This window comes from Gemmatimonadaceae bacterium (assembly GCA_036504815.1).
Classification (GTDB): domain Bacteria; phylum Gemmatimonadota; class Gemmatimonadetes; order Gemmatimonadales; family Gemmatimonadaceae; genus PNKL01.
The window spans coordinates 106,221-121,037 of the sequence record DASXUN010000012.1 but is presented as its reverse complement, the minus strand read 5'-3'; the positions used below and the strand labels follow the sequence as shown (position 1 = coordinate 121,037).

Below are 14,817 nucleotides of genomic sequence, written 5' to 3'. Positions count from 1 at the left end.
TCGAGGGCGATTGGGAGTAGTCAAGCCTCACGGGCGATTAGGATCGCTACGCTCGGAACGCATTGCTGCGCTTCCACGGGCGACCTATCGACGTCGTAGTCTCCGACGGCCCTTCAGGGTGCTCAAGGCACCAGGGAGAGTTCATCTTGGGGACAGCTTCCCACTTAGATGCTTTCAGCGGTTATCTGTACCGATCATCGCTACCCGGCGTTGCAACTGGCGTCACAGCCGGGACACGAGCGGATCGTCCGACTCGGTCCTCTCGTACTAGAGTCCGCGCCCCTCAACTCTCCAACGCCCACAGCGGATACAGACCGAACTGTCTCACGACGTTCTGAACCCAGCTCATGTACCACTTTAACCGGCGAACAGCCGGACCCTTGGGACCTTCTCCAGCCCCAGGATGTGATAAGCCGACATCGAGGTGCCAAACCGCGCCGTCGATGTGAACTCTCGGGCGCGATAAGCCTGTTATCCCCAGCGTACCTTTTATCCGTTGCGCGATAGCCGATCCACACCGGTCTACCGGATCACTACGGCCCACTTTCGTGGCGGCTCGACCCGTCGGTCTCACCGTCAGGCCCCCTTATGCCGTTACACTCAAAAGCGCGAGTACCGACCGCGCTGAGGGGACCTTGCGCGCGCCTCCGTTACTCTTTCGGAGGCGACCGCCCCAGTCAAACTGCCCACCTGCCACGGTCCCAGCCTAGGTTTGCTAGAGCGTGGTGAGGACGTTACACGAGCCAGGGTGGTATTTCACTGATGACTCCGCCCAAGCTAGCGCCTGGGCCTCAAAGTCTCCCACCTATGCTACACAGTCACGTGCGACGTCCAATGGCAAGCTACAGTAAAGGTGCATGGGGTCTTTTTGTCCTGCTGCGGGTAATCGGAATCCTCACCGATACTGCTATTTCGCCGAGCACTGGGTCGAGACAGTGACCAAGTCGTTACGCCATTCGTGCAGGTCGGAACTTACCCGACAAGGAATTTCGCTACCTTAGGACCGTTATAGTTACGGCCGCCGTTTACCGGGGCTTCGGCTCAATGCTTCGGGTTGCCCCTAACATCTCCCCTTAACCTTCCGGCACCGGGCAGGCGTCAGTGTGTATACGGCGCCTTGTGCGGCTTGGCACACACCTGTGTTTTTGCTAAACAGTCGCTTGGCCCGATTCTCTGCGACCCGTACCAGCAGCCGGCGCGAAGCCGACAACCAGAACGGGCATCCCTTCTTCCGAAGTTACGGGATCATTATGCCGAGTTCCTTGACCCAGTTTCACTCGTTCACCTTAGGCTACTCGCCTTGCCCACCTGTGTCGGTTTGCGGTACGGACATCTGCAGCATTCCCTCCGGAGCTTTTCTTGCCTGCCGACTCTACGCGACTCGAGGTTGGGTTGCCCCGCCCTCTCGTACTCAGGTCTCGATGGCTTACGCCCTCTACACCCTTGAACGGTCATCCACAAAACCGCCCGCGCTTCGTTTCAGGGTCCCTCCGAAGATCAACACACTACAGACGGGGCCGGAATTTTAACCGGCTGTCCATCGGCTACGCCTCTGGGGCCTCGCCTTAGGGTCCGCCTCACCCTGCGCTGATTGCCATGGCGCAGGAATCCTTGGGCTTACGGTGTGCGGGGTTTTCACCCGCATTTGCGCGTACTCAAACCGGCATCCTCACTTCTGTACGCTCCACCGGTGGTTTCCACCCCGGCTTCACGGCATACAGAACGCTCCCCTACCCCTGCAACTAAGTTGCAAGACCAAGCTTCGGCGGGCCGCTTAATCCCGACCATTCTCGGCGCATTCACGCTGGACTGGTGAGCTATTACGCACTCTTTAAAGGAATGGCTGCTTCTAAGCCAACCTCCCAGTTGTCACGGCACGAACACATCCTTCGCTATACTCAGCGGCCACTTTGGGGCCTTAGCTGTGGTTCTGGGTTCTTTCCCTCTCGCCGCCGGACATTATCGCTCGGCGACTGCCTCCCGAGGTCCATTAGTCAGGTATTCGGAGTTTGGTTGGGGTTGGTACCGGCTACGCCAGCCCGCGCCCATCCAGTCGCTCTACCCCCTGCTAACACGCCTCGAGGCTCTACCTCAATAGATTTCGGGGAGAACCAGCTATCTCCAGGCTTGATTGACCTTTCACCCCTACCCACAAGTCATCCGAGCGGTTTTCAACCCACACCGGTTCGGGCCTCCACTAAGTGTTACCTCAGCTTCACCCTGCTCATGGGTAGATCGCCCTGGCTTCGGGTCTACCCCCAGATACTGTATCGCCCTCGTTACAGGACTCGCTTTCGCTATGGCTCCGCCGCTAAACGGCTTAGCCTCGCATCTGAGGAGTAACTCGCCGGTTCATAATGCAAAAGGCACGCAGTCAGGCGCGTACAATCCGAAGACTGCACCGCCCTCCTACCGCTTGTATGCAGATGGTTTCAGGATCTCTTTCACTCCCCGCACAGGGGTGCTTTTCACCTTTCCCTCACGGTACTCGTTCACTATCGGTCACACGAGAGTCTTTAGCCTTGGAGGGTGGTCCCCCCGGTTTCACGCCCGATTACTCGGGTCGGGCGTTACTCAGGAACTCCACTACAGCAAGTGCATCGTCTTTGCGTACCGGGCTGTCACCGTCTCTGGCGCCCCGTTCCAGGGGACTTCGGCTGACTTCGCCTGCTGCGTGCGTGGGTCCTACAACCCCGGCGCCCTTGCGGACCCCGGTTTGGGCTCTGCCCCGTTCGCTCGCCACTACTGAGGGCATCTCGTTTGATTTCTCTTCCTCAAGGTACTTAGATGTTTCAGTTCCCTTGGTTTGCTCGGCTTGCGCCGTAACCGGTGTTGCCACCAGCTGGGTTGCCCCATTCGGAGATCTTGGGATCGATGCGTGTGTGCCGCTCCCCCAAGCTTATCGCAGCTTACCGCGTCCTTCATCGCCTTCGTGTGCCCAGGCATCCTCCATCTGCATTCACTCGCTTGACCACATATCTGTCAAGCAGAGCACGCGCGATCTACAACGAGTGAATACTGCTTTGCCTCTTGCGAGGCGCTTCAGCGATTCACTTCAGTGAGATTCATTTTCCCACGAACACTTCTCGTTCCATTGTCAAACAGCGGGGGTGCTGCGCGCCGCCCCGAGGGGCGGCGCCAACCCACAATATGAAAATCGAGATGAGATCAGGGTGATGCGAGGCGGCGACTTCCAGGAAGAGCTTTCGTGCCCGCGGTCCGAAGACCCGGCCTACTCGCTGCTCCGTTAAGGAGGTGATCCAGCCGCAGGTTCCCCTACGGCTACCTTGTTACGACTTCGCCCCAGTCACTGCGCTTGCCTTCGGCGGCTTGGCCCCTTGCGGGTTCCGGCACCGACTTCGGGCACTCACAGCTTCCATGGCGTGACGGGCGGTGTGTACAAGGCCCGGGAACGTATTCACCGTGGCGTAGCTGATCCACGATTACTAGCGATTCCAGCTTCATGTAGTCGAGTTGCAGACTACAATCCGAACTGAGGCCGAGTTTGGGGATTGGCTCCCTCTCGCGAGTTCGCAGCCCTCTGTCTCGGCCATTGTAGCACGTGTGTAGCCCTGGATGTAAGAGCCATGATGACTTGACGTCATCCCCACCTTCCTCCGGTTTGGCACCGGCAGTCCCTCCAGAGTCCCCGGCATTACCCGCTGGTAACTGGAGATGAGGGTTGCGCTCGTTGCGGGACTTAACCCAACATCTCACGACACGAGCTGACGACAGCCATGCAGCATCTGTGCAGGAACTCCGAAGAGGGGCTCACGTTTCTGCGAGCTTTCTCCTGCATGTCAAACCCAGGTAAGGTTCTTCGCGTTGCGTCGAATTGAACCACATGCTCCACCGCTTGTGCGGGCCCCCGTCAATTCCTTTGAGTTTCAGCCTTGCGGCCGTACTCCCCAGGCGGGGCACTTCATGCGTTAGCGCCGGCACTCAGGGGGTCGCTCCCCCAAGCACCTAGTGCCCATCGTTTACGGCGTGGACTACCAGGGTATCTAATCCTGTTTGCTCCCCACGCTGTCGCGCCTCAGTGTCAGCAATGGCCCAGCAGGCCGCCTTCGCCACCGGTGTTCTTCCGGATATCTACGCATTCCACCGCTACACCCGGAATTCCACCTGCCTCTACCATGCTCGAGCTCGGCAGTTCGCATGGCCGACTCGGGGTTGAGCCCCGAGCTTTCACCACACGCTTACCAAGCCACCTACGCGCCCTTTACGCCCAGTGATTCCGGACAACGCTCGCACCCTCTGTATTACCGCGGCTGCTGGCACAGAGTTAGCCGGTGCTTCCTCACCCGGTACCGTCAGTCCCCTCGAAAGGGGAGGTTCGTCCCGGGCAACAGTGGTTTACACCCCGAAGAGCTTCATCCCACACGCGGCGTCGCTGCGTCAGACTTTCGTCCATTGCGCAATATTCCCCACTGCTGCCTCCCGTAGGAGTCTGGGCCGTGTCGCAGTCCCAATGTGGCTGGCCATCCTCTCAGACCAGCTACCCGTCGTCGCCTTGGTGCGCCGTTACCGCACCAACTAGCTGATAGGCCGCGAGCTCCTCGATTTCCCCCGGAGGTTTCCTCATCAGGGGATGTCCCCCAATGAGCGTATGCGGTATTACCCGGTCGTTGGACCGGCTATCCCCCAGAAATCGGCAGATTGCTCACGTGTTACGCACCCGTTCGCCGGTTGCCCTTGCGGGCCCCCGTGACTTGCATGTGTTAGGCACGCCGCCAGCGTTCGTCCTGAGCCAGGATCAAACTCTCCAATGAGTGTTTGTCAGCTCTCTTCCGAAACGCTGTCACGCTGTCGCGTGACAGCGTGTTCGGAATCACTTGTATTTAGGTTCGGGTTGATCGCTCCCCGGGTCCCCGAACGGGCCCGGATCAAAGCGATCGCCTCGCACACCCTACAGTGATCTCATCTCGATTATCAATCAGCTCATCGTCGCGCTTTCCGCGACAGCCTTTAACTATACTGCGATGTGTGCCCCGTGTCAACTGTTGTCGCGTAACTTCCGCGCCACTTCTTCCCGCCGACACGAACGGGCCCTCGCGGGCCCGCGGCACCACCCTCCACAAGAACGCCGTTCTCGTGAGGAGGGGTATAGTAGCATACTAGAGTCGGCCGCGCAAGCCCCGTCATACGAATCAATTGCGGAACTCTGATACCGATTTTCATCCGCCACGCCGCCCCACCCCGCCAACCCCAAAAACAAAGGCCGTCGCAACCATCCGCGACGGCCTCAGTGCACCCAGTAGGAGTCGAACCTACAACCTGCAGATTAAGAGTCTGTTGCTCTGCCAGTTGAGCTATGGGTGCGGATACTACAGAAAACTACAGACAAACAACAGAAAGACAACAGAGAAAAAACAGACAACAACAACCGCCATCACCACTTCCGCGAAGCGCGCCAGGAGGGAGTCGAACCCCCGACCCACAGCTTAGAAGGCTGTTGCTCTATCCACCTGAGCTACTGGCGCTGAGCTCCTCCCCTTCACCGCACCCGGCATGCTTCCCCCGCCGTCTCGCATTCCACTTGGAGCACACCATCGGGGCGGCCGGATTCGAACCGGCGACCTCCTGCTCCCAAAGCAGGCGCGATACCGGGCTACGCTACGCCCCGCGAAGACTCGCAAAATATCCGGACGTCACCACAAGATCAACTCCCTTGCTGCACTTTCTCGAGCAAAAGCGCCACCGCACGCGCCCGATGGCTCACCGTCGCCTTCGCCGCCGCCGACACCCGCCCAAAGGGGGCGCCGAGGTCATCGCTGAAGAACAACGGATCGTACCCGAACCCCTCCGTCCCCTCCGCGCGCTCGAGAATGCGCCCCGCCGTCTCGCCGCGCGCGACGAGCGCGCGCGCCGCATCCACATACGCCGCCGCGCACACATAGCGCGCGACGCGCGTCGTCACCCCCGCGCGCGCCGCGGCCGCCAGCTCTCGCAACAGCCGCGCGTTGTTCTCGTCGTCGAGCGCCACTCCGTGCAAGTCGGGACGCGCACTCCACCGCTTGCTGTGCACGCCCGGCGCGCCGCCCAGCGCGTCGCACGCCAACCCGCTGTCATCGGCGATCGTCGGGAGGCCGCTGCGCGCAAAGAAATACCGCGCCTTCGCCAGGGCATTCTCCTCGAACGTCGCCGCCGTCTCCAGCGCGTCTTCCGCCAACGCTTCCAGCGCCACGCCAGCACGCTCGAGATCGATCACGTCCCAGCCGTGCGCGCGCAGCATCGCCTCGAGTTCGCGCCGCTTCCCCGCACTGCGCGTCGCCAGCAGCACGCGACCGCACCCCGCGCCGCCGTGATGCCCTCCTGGTTCGCTCACACGAGTCCCAGCGCGCGCCGCTGGTGCGCGTCCAGTTCCGTGATCGACGCCGTCGCCAGCGCCAGCAGCGCGTCGAGCTGCGCGCGGTCGAACGTGCCGTGCTCGCCGGTCCCCTGCACTTCCACGAACTGGCCGTTGCTCGCCATCACGACATTCATGTCCACCTCGGCGCGCACGTCTTCCGCGTAGCACAGGTCGGTGCACGGCCGGCCGTCGATCACGCCCACGCTCACCGCCGCCACGCGCCGCTGCACCGGCGTCGCCGCGAGATGTCCGTGCAGGACCATCCAGTCGAAGGCGTCCACCACCGCCACGCAGGCGCCGGTGATGGCCGCGGTGCGCGTCCCGCCGTCGGCCTGCAGCACGTCGCAGTCCACCTTGATGGTCCACTCGCCCCAGGCGAAGCCGTCGAGCATGGCGCGCACCGAGCGTCCGATCAGGCGCTGGATTTCCTGCGTGCGCCCGCCCACCTGGCCGCGCTCGCGCGACGTGCGCGTGTGCGTGGCGCGCGGCAGCATCGCGTACTCGGCCGTCAGCCACCCCTCGCCGCGCCCCTTCTTCCACGAGGGCACGCCCTGCTCCACCGACGCCGCGCACAGCACGCGCGTGTTGCCGAAGACGCTCAGGCAGCTCCCCTCCGCGTAGGCGACGGCCTCGCGCTGCAGTGTCACGGGGCGCAGCGCCGACGGCGCGCGCCCATCCGGTCGAGTCTCAGCCACCCGTGCCTCGCAGTTTCTCGATGATGCCGGACGTCGACTGGCCCGGCGTGAGCGGAATGATCACCACGCGCCCGCCGCGCGCCATCACGTCGCTGGCGCCCACCACCGTCTCCGGCGCGTAGTCGCCGCCCTTCACGATGACGTCGGGCGCGAGGTGCCGCACGAGGTCGCGCGGCGTGTCCTCGGCGAAGATCACCACCGCGTCGACGCACTCGAGCGCGGCGAGCACGTAGGCGCGCTCCGCCTCGCCGCGCACCGGCCGCTCCGGCCCCTTGAGCCGGCGCACCGAGTCATCGCTGTTGAGGCCGACCACGAGGTGCGTCCCCTGCGCGCGCGCACCGGTGAGCACGTCCACGTGCCCGGGATGCAGCAGGTCGAAGACGCCATTGGTGAAGACCAGCGTCCCGCGCAGGGTGCGCCGCCACGCGGCGGCCGCCTCCCACGTGAGGATCTTGTCGGCGGGCGCCCGGGGACTCAGTACGTCCACTCGACGCGCGGCGACAGCAGGAGTTCCCGCGAGAGGAACGGGAGTTCGATCAACTCGTAGTACTCCGCCCAGATGTGGATGCGCTTCTGGGCGCGGCGGATGCGCACCTGCTTGGCCCCTTCCGGCAGGCCGAGCGAGTCGGCGAACATCGAGATGCGCCGCTTGATCACGCCGTCGGTGCGGCTGCCGGCGAACCGCGCCTCCTGCAGCATGCGGTCGCGATACTGGTAGTAGTTCCAGTACACGTTCCCGACGCCGAGGCCGAAGTACCCCACCGCCGCCACCACCAAGAGCATCACCAGGCATCCTGCCCGCCCGGAGCCCCGCCGCGCGCGCGTCACCATTGTGACTGTGCCCCCTCGATGACCTCGTTCACAATTCGATTGATCGCCTGCTTGCGTCCCTCGGCCTCGAAGCGCTCCGAATACTCGCCTTCGCCGATGATCCCCTTTTTCTGCCAGATCGTGCGTCCGGTCACCTGGTCAAAGAGCTCGACGTCCACCACAATCTGCAGCTTCCGGCGCGTCGCGCTGGCCTGCTGGCGGTCCGCGCTGTACGCCACCGGAACGTCAATCTCGTAGCGCACGATGGCGCCGCGCGCAATCGCACTGGCCTTCTCCTCGCTCGCGTCGCGCAGGCCGAGGCGCTTGGACAGCCCCTCGCGCAGCGCGTCCGTCACCTCGCGCGTGATCTCCGGCGACGCCGTCTCGTTGGAGAACGGGATCACCGCCACGGTGCGCACGTGCGAGGGCAGTCCGCCGCCGCTCAGCCCGTAGGCGCACGCCGACGCGGCCGCCGCGAGGGCGACGGTCAGCCGGCGCAAGGGGAGTGACTGGGACATTTGTTAATCGACGACTGGCCCGCGTTCCAGCAACGCGCGAATGTCGGGTCGCAGCGACACGGTGCGCCCGTCGGCCGAGACCGACATCAGGGTGGTGGTGGCCGACGCGATGCGCGCCCCGTCGGCCGCCCGCGTGATCTCATACGCAAACTCGACGGCCCGCGAGCGGAGTCCGGCCAGGCGCGTCGTGACGTGCACGATCTCCTCGTAGCGCGCCGAGGCGTGCAGGCGCAGCGTCGCCTCGACGACGGCCAGCCGCACCCCTTCGCGCTCCATGTCCGCATACGACATGCCGCACTGCCGGATGAAGTCCGTGCGACCGACCTCGCACCAGACCAGGTAGTTGCCGTGGTACACCACGCCCATCTGGTCGGTCTCGGCGTACCGTACGCGCAGTTCCGAAACCGTCTCCCGTAGCATCGCGTTCATCGCGCTCCAGCTGTGTGCCGTGTGTCCAAGGAAGTCTCCCGGCCCGCGCGACGTTTGTAAAGGCCGCGTCCGCGCGATAGAATCTGGCGATGCCTGCAGCCGTCCCGGATTCCCTCCCCACCCCCGTCTACGTCCTCGCCGACGCCCATCTCGGCGTGGCGTTGCCCGAGCAGGAGCGCCTGCTGTGGAGCTTCCTCGCGCACGTGCGCCGGGAACGCGGGTCGCTGGTGATGAACGGCGACATGTTCGAGTTCTGGTTCGAGTGGGGCCACGTCGTCCCGCACGTGGGGGTGCGCCTGCTGGCCGAGTGCGCGCAGTTCGCCGAGCAGGCGCTGCCCGTGCTCTGGATCATCGGCAACCACGACTGTTGGGGCGGCGACGTGCTGCGCCGGGAGAGCGGCGCCGCGTATCTCGACGGGCCGTGGACGGGGACGTTGGCCGGCTGGCGAGCGCATGTTGCGCACGGCGACGGACTGCGGCCGGAACTCGACAAGGGATATCGCGCCCTGCGCGCGGTGATCCGGCACCGGTGGGCGGTGCGCGCCTTCCGCCTGCTGCACCCCGACTGGGGCGCGGCGATCGCGCGCGCGACGTCGCACACCAGCCGCAACGTCCGGCCGCGCGACGGCGGCGAAGGACTGCGCGCCGTCGCGCACCAGACGCTGGCGGGCGACGCGTCGCTCGACGTCGTCATTTACGGCCATACGCATATCGCGATGCTCGAACACCACTCGCGCGAAGCGGGGCTCTACGCGAACCCCGGGGCGTGGCTCAACGAGCCGACCTTCCTGAAGTTCACGCCCGAGCGCGTCTCGCTGGGCCGCTGGGACGGGACGCGTGAATGCGCCGAGGTGGAGCTCGACCGCAGCGCGCGTTAGCGAAACCTGAGTGACGCGACCACGGCGGGCTGGCCGTCGGGCGCCGTGCGCACCCCGACGCGCGCCGGCAGGTCCCACAACTGCGCCGCGACGTACGCGTCGGCGCCGGCGATCAGGTGGTTGAAGACCAGCACCGCGAGCCAGTCTTCGTAGTGCGTCCGGCGGGCGCGCACCCGCGCCGCCGAGTAGCGGCTGACGGTCCACGTGGCCACGGCGGGGCGTCCGTCACCGCCGACGATGGGCAGGCCGCTGGCGTCCACCTGATACGTCTCGGGGACCGAGTCGGCGCGAAAGTGCCGGGCGAGCCGCAGGTCCTCGGCGCTGCGATAGACCAACGCCAGCGAGAGGCCCTCGGCGAGGAAGAAGGCGCCGCCCCAGAAGTGCCGCTCGAGCGCGGCCTGTCCCGCGCCGGGAATTGCGAGCGAGTAGAGGAACGCGCGCCGTGGCGTCACCGGCGGCTTCAGGCGCAGCGAGTCCACGTCGAGGGTTGGTGTGCCGGCGGCCCGCGGGTTGCGCGCCGCCCCCGCCGGCCGTTCGGCGCGCGGCGCGCTGCCCGGGGTAGCGACCGGCGCTCCTCCCCCCTGCGCGGCGAGCCGCTCGCGCGACGGAATCGCGAGAGCGGCGATGAGCAGCACGAACGAGAGGAGGGGACGCATCACGTATCGAGACTATACCCTGTGTCGCGGCGCGAGTGCCGCGGGGCAAAGATAACACCGCGCCCCAGGGCGCACCGCGTGCGGCGGTGCCACGCCGCTTCGAGGCGCCCGCGCGCTGGCGGGAGTGTGTAGGAGTCGAACCCACCCAGCCTGACCAAGTCAGGCCGCACTGGTTTTGAAGACCAGGAGGACCACCAGGCCCCCTCCACCCCCGCGGCGCAGCGCGATCAGACCAGCATGAGCGCGTGTTCGCCTCGCGGCAGCACGTCCCCGATGCGGACGGCATCGGCGACCAGCGCAAGATACTCGTCGATGCGATCGGGCGGGACTGCGAGCAGCAGTCCGCCGGAGGTCTGCGGATCCACGACGAGCGCGCTGACGACGGCCGACACCGACGGCGCGCAGTAGATCTGCGACAGGACGAAGCGTTCGTTGCGCTTGGCGCCCCCCGTGGTGATGCCGAGCCGCAGCGCCTCCTCGGCGCCGGGGAGCGCGGGAATGGACGCCGCCTCGAAGCGCAGCGTCACGCCGCTCGCCTTGGCCACGTGCGACGCGTGCCCCATCAGGCCGAAGCCCGAGATATCCGTGGCGCAGCGCACGCCCAGCTGCACGGCGGCGTGCGAGGCGACGTCGTTCAGGCGCGACATGGAGGCGATGAGCGCGTGCGCACGCTCGGTCGTCAGCGCGCCGGCCTTCATCTCCGTCGCGAGCACGCCGGTGCCGAGCGGCTTGGTGAGCACCAGCACATCGCCGGCGCGGGCGCCGGCATTCGACATCACCTGGTCCGGGTGCACGGTGCCAGTGACGGCCAGCCCGTACTTGACCTCTTCATCACTGATCGTGTGTCCGCCGACCACGATGGCGCCGGCCGCGCGCACCACGTCCTCGCCGCCGCGCAGGATCTCGCTGAGCAGCGTGAGCGGCAGCTTGTTCTCGGGGAATGCCGCGAGCGCAAGCGCCGTCAACGGCGTCCCGCCCATCGCGTAGACGTCGGACAGCGCGTTCGCCGCCGCGATACGCCCGAAGTCGTACGCATCGTCGACGATGGGCGCGAAGAAGTCCACCGTCTGCACGAGCGCGAGGTCGTCGCGCAGCCGGAAGACCGCAGCGTCGTCGAAGGTGTCAGGACCGACGAGCAGCCGCGGATCCACGTGTCGCGCGAGCGGCGCGAGCGCTTCGGATAGGTCCGCCGGACCCATCTTCGACGCTCAACCGGCGCAGCGGGCGAACTGGGTCAGGCGGAAGATCTGGTCGCGCGTCATGACGGTTTCGGGATGGGGGACTCGGATTGGGACTACGGCACTCGATCGGCGATACGGTTGACGATTGGTTGCCGGCTTACGGGAGCTTGGCGATCAGCTCGATTTCGACCTGCGCATCCTTCGGCAGGCCGGCCACCGCGACCGTGGAGCGCGCGGGGCGGCTCTCGCCCAGCGTGGCCGCGTAGACCTCGTTGACCTTCGCGAAATCGCCCATGCTGCGCAGGAAGATCGTGGTCTTCACGACGTCCTTCCACGTGCAGCCGGCCGATTGCAGCACGGCGTGGAGGTTCTTGAGCACCTGCGCAGCCTGCACGCCGACATCGCCCTCGACGAGCGCCATCGTCTTCGGGTCGAGCGGCGTCTGGCCGGCGCAGAAAAGGAAGCCGCCCGCGGCAATCGCCTGCGAGTACGGGCCAATGGCGGCGGGGGCAAGCTCGGTGTGATGAATCTTGGTCATGATACCAACGATTGAGGATATGGAATCCGGAATTGGATCAAGGATCACGAAACAGGATTGCGACTTGGATTGTATCGCGCGGCAACGGGCAGACGATAGTGCCTCGCACCACCGCCCGCCCTGCCGTGCCCTGTCGTACTCTGTCTTACTCCGTCGTACTCTGTCGTACTCTGTCGTACTCTGCAGTCCTAGAACAGACCAGCAATCGTCCCATCCGCCGCGACGCTCATGCGCTCCGCCGCCGGCTCCTTGGGCAGGCCGGGCATCGTCATGATGTCGCCGCACTGCGCGACCACGAAGCCGGCGCCGGCCGCCGGGTACACCTCGTTGATCGTCATGCGGAACCCCGTCGGACGGCCGAGCTTGCTCGCGTCGTCGGTGAGCGAGTACTGCGTCTTGGCCATGCACATCGGCGTGCGACCCAGGCCGTTCGCCTCGAGGTACTCGATGGCCTTGTCGGCCTTGGGCGAGTAGTCGGCGCCGTCGGCGCCGTACACCTTGGTCACGATCTCGTGGATCTTGTGCTTGATCGGCTTGTCGGCGTCGTAGATGGGGGCAAACTTCGACTTCCCTTCCGCCAGCACCTCGAGCACTTCCTTCGCCAGCTCCTCGCCCCCGGCGCCGCCGCGGGCGAAGACCTCGTTCATGGCGACGCGCACCTTGGCGCGCTTCGCGCACTCCATGACCATCTGCAGCTCGGCGTCGGTGTCGGTGGCGAACCGGTTCATCGCCACCACCACCGGGAGTCCGTACTGCTGCATGTTGGCGATGTGGTGCTCCAGGTTCGGCAGCCCCTTCTCGAGCGCCTTCAGGTCTTCCTTCGACAAGTCCTTCTTGTTCGCGCCGCCGTTCATCTTGAGCGCGCGAATGGTGGCCACGACGACCGCGACCTCGGGATTCAGCCCGCCGAAGCGGCACTTGATGTCGAGGAACTTCTCGGCGCCGAGATCCGAGCCGAAGCCGGCCTCCGTCACCACCACGTCGCCGAGCGCCAGTGCCGCGCGCGTGGCGAGGATGGAATTGCAGCCGTGGGCGATGTTGCCGAAGGGGCCGGCGTGCACGAAGGCGGGGCCGCCCTCGAGCGTCTGCACGAGGTTCGGACGGATGGCGTCCTTCAGCAGCAGCGCCATCGCGCCGGCCGCCTTGAGTTCGCGGGCGCGCACCGGATGACGCAGCGGGCCCGCGGTGCTGCCGACGACGATGTCGCCGAGGCGCCGCTCGAGGTCGGCGGGGCTGGTGGCCAGCGCGACGATCGCCATGATCTCGCTCGCCGGAATGATCACGAAGCGCTCTTCGCGCGGCACGCCATCCATCGGGCCGCCCAGGCCGATGATGCACTTCCGCAGCGCCCGGTCGTTCATGTCGATCGTGCGCGGCCAGGTGATGCGGCGGTGGTCGATGCCCAGCAGGTTGCCCTGCTGCAGGTGATTGTCGAGCATCGCGCTCAGCAGGCCGTGCGCGCTGCTGATCGCGTGGAAGTCGCCGGTGAAGTGCAGGTTGATGTCGTCCATCGGCAGCACCTGCGAGTAGCCGCCGCCGGCCGCGCCGCCCTTCACGCCAAAGACCGGTCCCAGCGACGGTTCGCGAATGGCGAGCACGGCGTTGGTGCCGAGGCGGCGCAGCGCCTGCGCCAGCCCGACGGAGGTCGTCGTCTTCCCTTCCCCCGCCGCCGTCGGATTGATGGCGGTGACGAGCACCAGCCGCCCCTTGGGCGGACGCTGTGTCACTTCGAGGGAAATCTTCGCCTTGTACTTGCCGTACAGGTCGAGGTCGTCTTCGCCGAGGCCCAGGTCGGCGGCAACTTCAACGATGGGGCGCAGCTTCGCGCGCTGGGCAATCTCAATGTCCGTGGGGACGACGATATGCGGATCGTGGGGCATGGTTTACGAAAGCGGAGAAAGGAGTGGGCGGACAGGGATGGCGGATGGCAGAGGGCGGATGGCGGAGGACAACACTGCTTCTATGACGGCGCGGCGAGGCCGAAGCATCTTCGCGCGTTCTCCGTGACTACGGCGCCCATGCGTTCGACGCTGAGGCCGCGCACCTCGGCGAGGCGCGTGACGGTCTGGAGCACGAACGCGGGCTCGTTGCGCTGGCCGCGATGGGGAACGGGCGCGAGGTACGGGGCATCCGACTCGACCAGCAGCCGGTCGGCGGGGGGAAGGCGCACGAGCGCCTCATCCGCCCACTTCTTGAAGGTGATGATGCCGGCAAACGAGATGTACCACCCGGCGGCAACCGCCACCTCGGCGAGCGCGCCCGGCCCGGCAAAGCAGTGCATGATGCCCACCACCCCCGCTTCGCCTGCTTCCTGCACCATCGCGGCGGTGTCATCGGCCGCCTCGCGGGAGTGCACCACCACCGGGAGGCGGAGCTCCGAGGCCAGCGCCAGCTGCGCGGCAAAGGCCCGGCGCTGCTGGTCGCGCGGCGAGTGGTCGTAGTGGTAGTCGAGGCCGCATTCGCCGAGCGCCACGGCGCCGTGCGCCAATTCGTCGCGCAGGGCCGCGAGGTCGCGCACCGGGTCAAACGAGGCCGCGTCGTGCGGATGCACGCCCGCCGTGTGCACGATGAACCCCGGATGCTGCGCCGCGACCGCGCGCGCGCGCCGCGCCATCTCGGGTGATTCGCCAATGCAGACCAGCGCCGTCGCCCCCGCCGCGCGGGCGCGGGCGATCGCGTCGTCGCGGTCGGCGTCGAACGCCGGATCCGCCAGATGACAGTGCGAATCGATGAAGGCCGGCATCGGGATGAATCTAGGGG

At 65.9% G+C, this 14,817-nt stretch carries 12 protein-coding genes, 4 tRNA genes and 2 rRNA genes; 1 reads left to right on the top strand and 17 read right to left on the bottom strand.

Going from position 1 to position 14,817, the window contains the following annotated elements; all coding sequences use genetic code 11:
- Positions 1-16 precede the first annotated feature (16 nt).
- The 11 genes from VGJ96_05645 to VGJ96_05595 all read right to left on the bottom strand — a co-directional run bounded on the left by VGJ96_05645 (position 17) and on the right by VGJ96_05595 (position 8,804).
- Positions 17-2,973 (bottom strand): 23S ribosomal RNA (locus VGJ96_05645).
- Positions 2,974-3,248: 275 nt separating this feature from the next.
- Positions 3,249-4,772: ribosomal RNA gene (locus VGJ96_05640) — 16S ribosomal RNA — on the bottom strand.
- Together the 16S and 23S rRNA genes with 3 tRNA genes alongside form the textbook arrangement of a ribosomal RNA operon.
- Before the next feature lie 477 nt (positions 4,773-5,249).
- Positions 5,250-5,322 (bottom strand) — tRNA-Lys (locus VGJ96_05635).
- An 87-nt stretch (positions 5,323-5,409) separates the two neighbouring features.
- A tRNA-Arg gene (locus tag VGJ96_05630) sits at positions 5,410-5,483 on the bottom strand.
- Between the two features lie 69 nt (positions 5,484-5,552).
- Positions 5,553-5,626, bottom strand: a tRNA-Pro gene (locus tag VGJ96_05625).
- A gap of 36 nt (positions 5,627-5,662) precedes the next feature.
- Positions 5,663-6,328, bottom strand: a complete 666-nt coding sequence (locus VGJ96_05620; GenBank protein HEY3286587.1) for a non-canonical purine NTP pyrophosphatase — start codon at positions 6,326-6,328, stop codon at positions 5,663-5,665.
- Positions 6,325-7,047, bottom strand: coding sequence for a ribonuclease PH (gene rph, locus VGJ96_05615; GenBank protein HEY3286586.1), 723 nt, complete (start codon positions 7,045-7,047; stop codon positions 6,325-6,327). Before rph ends, VGJ96_05620 begins: the two co-directional genes overlap by 4 nt.
- Positions 7,040-7,534 carry a D-glycero-beta-D-manno-heptose 1-phosphate adenylyltransferase gene (gene rfaE2 / locus VGJ96_05610; GenBank protein HEY3286585.1) on the bottom strand — a complete coding sequence of 165 codons (495 nt, stop codon included), beginning with the start codon at positions 7,532-7,534 and terminating at the stop codon, positions 7,040-7,042. Before rfaE2 ends, rph begins: the two co-directional genes overlap by 8 nt.
- Positions 7,522-7,833 carry a hypothetical protein gene (locus VGJ96_05605; protein ID HEY3286584.1) on the bottom strand — a complete coding sequence of 104 codons (312 nt, stop codon included), beginning with the start codon at positions 7,831-7,833 and terminating at the stop codon, positions 7,522-7,524. The genes rfaE2 and VGJ96_05605 overlap by 13 nt, the downstream gene beginning before the upstream one ends.
- A 38-nt stretch (positions 7,834-7,871) precedes the next feature.
- Entirely contained in the window at positions 7,872-8,375 is a 504-nt protein-coding gene (gene lptE / locus VGJ96_05600) for an LPS assembly lipoprotein LptE (protein HEY3286583.1), read from the bottom strand.
- Positions 8,376-8,378: 3 nt separating this feature from the next.
- Positions 8,379-8,804: a thioesterase family protein gene (locus VGJ96_05595; GenBank protein ID HEY3286582.1), complete on the bottom strand. Its 426-nt coding sequence runs from the start codon at positions 8,802-8,804 to the stop codon at positions 8,379-8,381.
- An 89-nt stretch (positions 8,805-8,893) separates the two neighbouring features.
- Here VGJ96_05595 and VGJ96_05590 point away from each other — a divergent pair, with 89 nt between their 5' ends.
- Entirely contained in the window at positions 8,894-9,682 is a 789-nt protein-coding gene (locus tag VGJ96_05590; GenBank protein HEY3286581.1) for a UDP-2,3-diacylglucosamine diphosphatase, read from the top strand.
- Here VGJ96_05590 and VGJ96_05585 read toward each other — a convergent pair.
- From VGJ96_05585 to VGJ96_05560, 6 genes are all read right to left on the bottom strand, one after another.
- Positions 9,679-10,338, bottom strand: a complete 660-nt coding sequence (locus VGJ96_05585) for a hypothetical protein (GenBank protein HEY3286580.1) — start codon at positions 10,336-10,338, stop codon at positions 9,679-9,681. The two genes, VGJ96_05590 and VGJ96_05585, sit on opposite strands and share 4 nt — an antisense overlap.
- Positions 10,339-10,454: 116 nt before the next feature.
- Positions 10,455-10,551, bottom strand: a tRNA-Sec gene (locus VGJ96_05580).
- A gap of 14 nt (positions 10,552-10,565) precedes the next feature.
- Positions 10,566-11,537, bottom strand: a complete 972-nt coding sequence (selD, locus tag VGJ96_05575) for a selenide, water dikinase SelD (protein HEY3286579.1) — start codon at positions 11,535-11,537, stop codon at positions 10,566-10,568.
- A 139-nt stretch (positions 11,538-11,676) separates the two neighbouring features.
- Complete coding sequence (locus VGJ96_05570) at positions 11,677-12,057, bottom strand: RidA family protein (GenBank protein ID HEY3286578.1); 381 nt, start codon at positions 12,055-12,057, stop codon at positions 11,677-11,679.
- A gap of 188 nt (positions 12,058-12,245) precedes the next feature.
- Entirely contained in the window at positions 12,246-13,937 is a 1,692-nt protein-coding gene (locus tag VGJ96_05565) for a formate--tetrahydrofolate ligase (GenBank protein ID HEY3286577.1), read from the bottom strand.
- An 80-nt stretch (positions 13,938-14,017) separates the two neighbouring features.
- Positions 14,018-14,800 (bottom strand): TatD family hydrolase, encoded by a 783-nt coding sequence (locus tag VGJ96_05560; protein ID HEY3286576.1) that lies wholly within the window; start codon positions 14,798-14,800, stop codon positions 14,018-14,020.
- Positions 14,801-14,817 lie beyond the last annotated feature (17 nt).

Coding starts and splice junctions, on each gene's coding strand:
- VGJ96_05565 (HEY3286577.1), bottom strand. CDS start 13,937: ATGCCCCACGATCCGCATATCGTCGTCCCCACGGACATTGAGATTGCC.
- VGJ96_05590 (HEY3286581.1), top strand. CDS start 8,894: ATGCCTGCAGCCGTCCCGGATTCCCTCCCCACCCCCGTCTACGTCCTC.
- VGJ96_05560 (HEY3286576.1), bottom strand. CDS start 14,800: ATGCCGGCCTTCATCGATTCGCACTGTCATCTGGCGGATCCGGCGTTC.
- selD (HEY3286579.1), bottom strand. CDS start 11,537: ATGGGTCCGGCGGACCTATCCGAAGCGCTCGCGCCGCTCGCGCGACAC.
- lptE (HEY3286583.1), bottom strand. CDS start 8,375: ATGTCCCAGTCACTCCCCTTGCGCCGGCTGACCGTCGCCCTCGCGGCG.
- VGJ96_05585 (HEY3286580.1), bottom strand. CDS start 10,338: ATGCGTCCCCTCCTCTCGTTCGTGCTGCTCATCGCCGCTCTCGCGATT.
- VGJ96_05595 (HEY3286582.1), bottom strand. CDS start 8,804: ATGAACGCGATGCTACGGGAGACGGTTTCGGAACTGCGCGTACGGTAC.
- VGJ96_05570 (HEY3286578.1), bottom strand. CDS start 12,057: ATGACCAAGATTCATCACACCGAGCTTGCCCCCGCCGCCATTGGCCCG.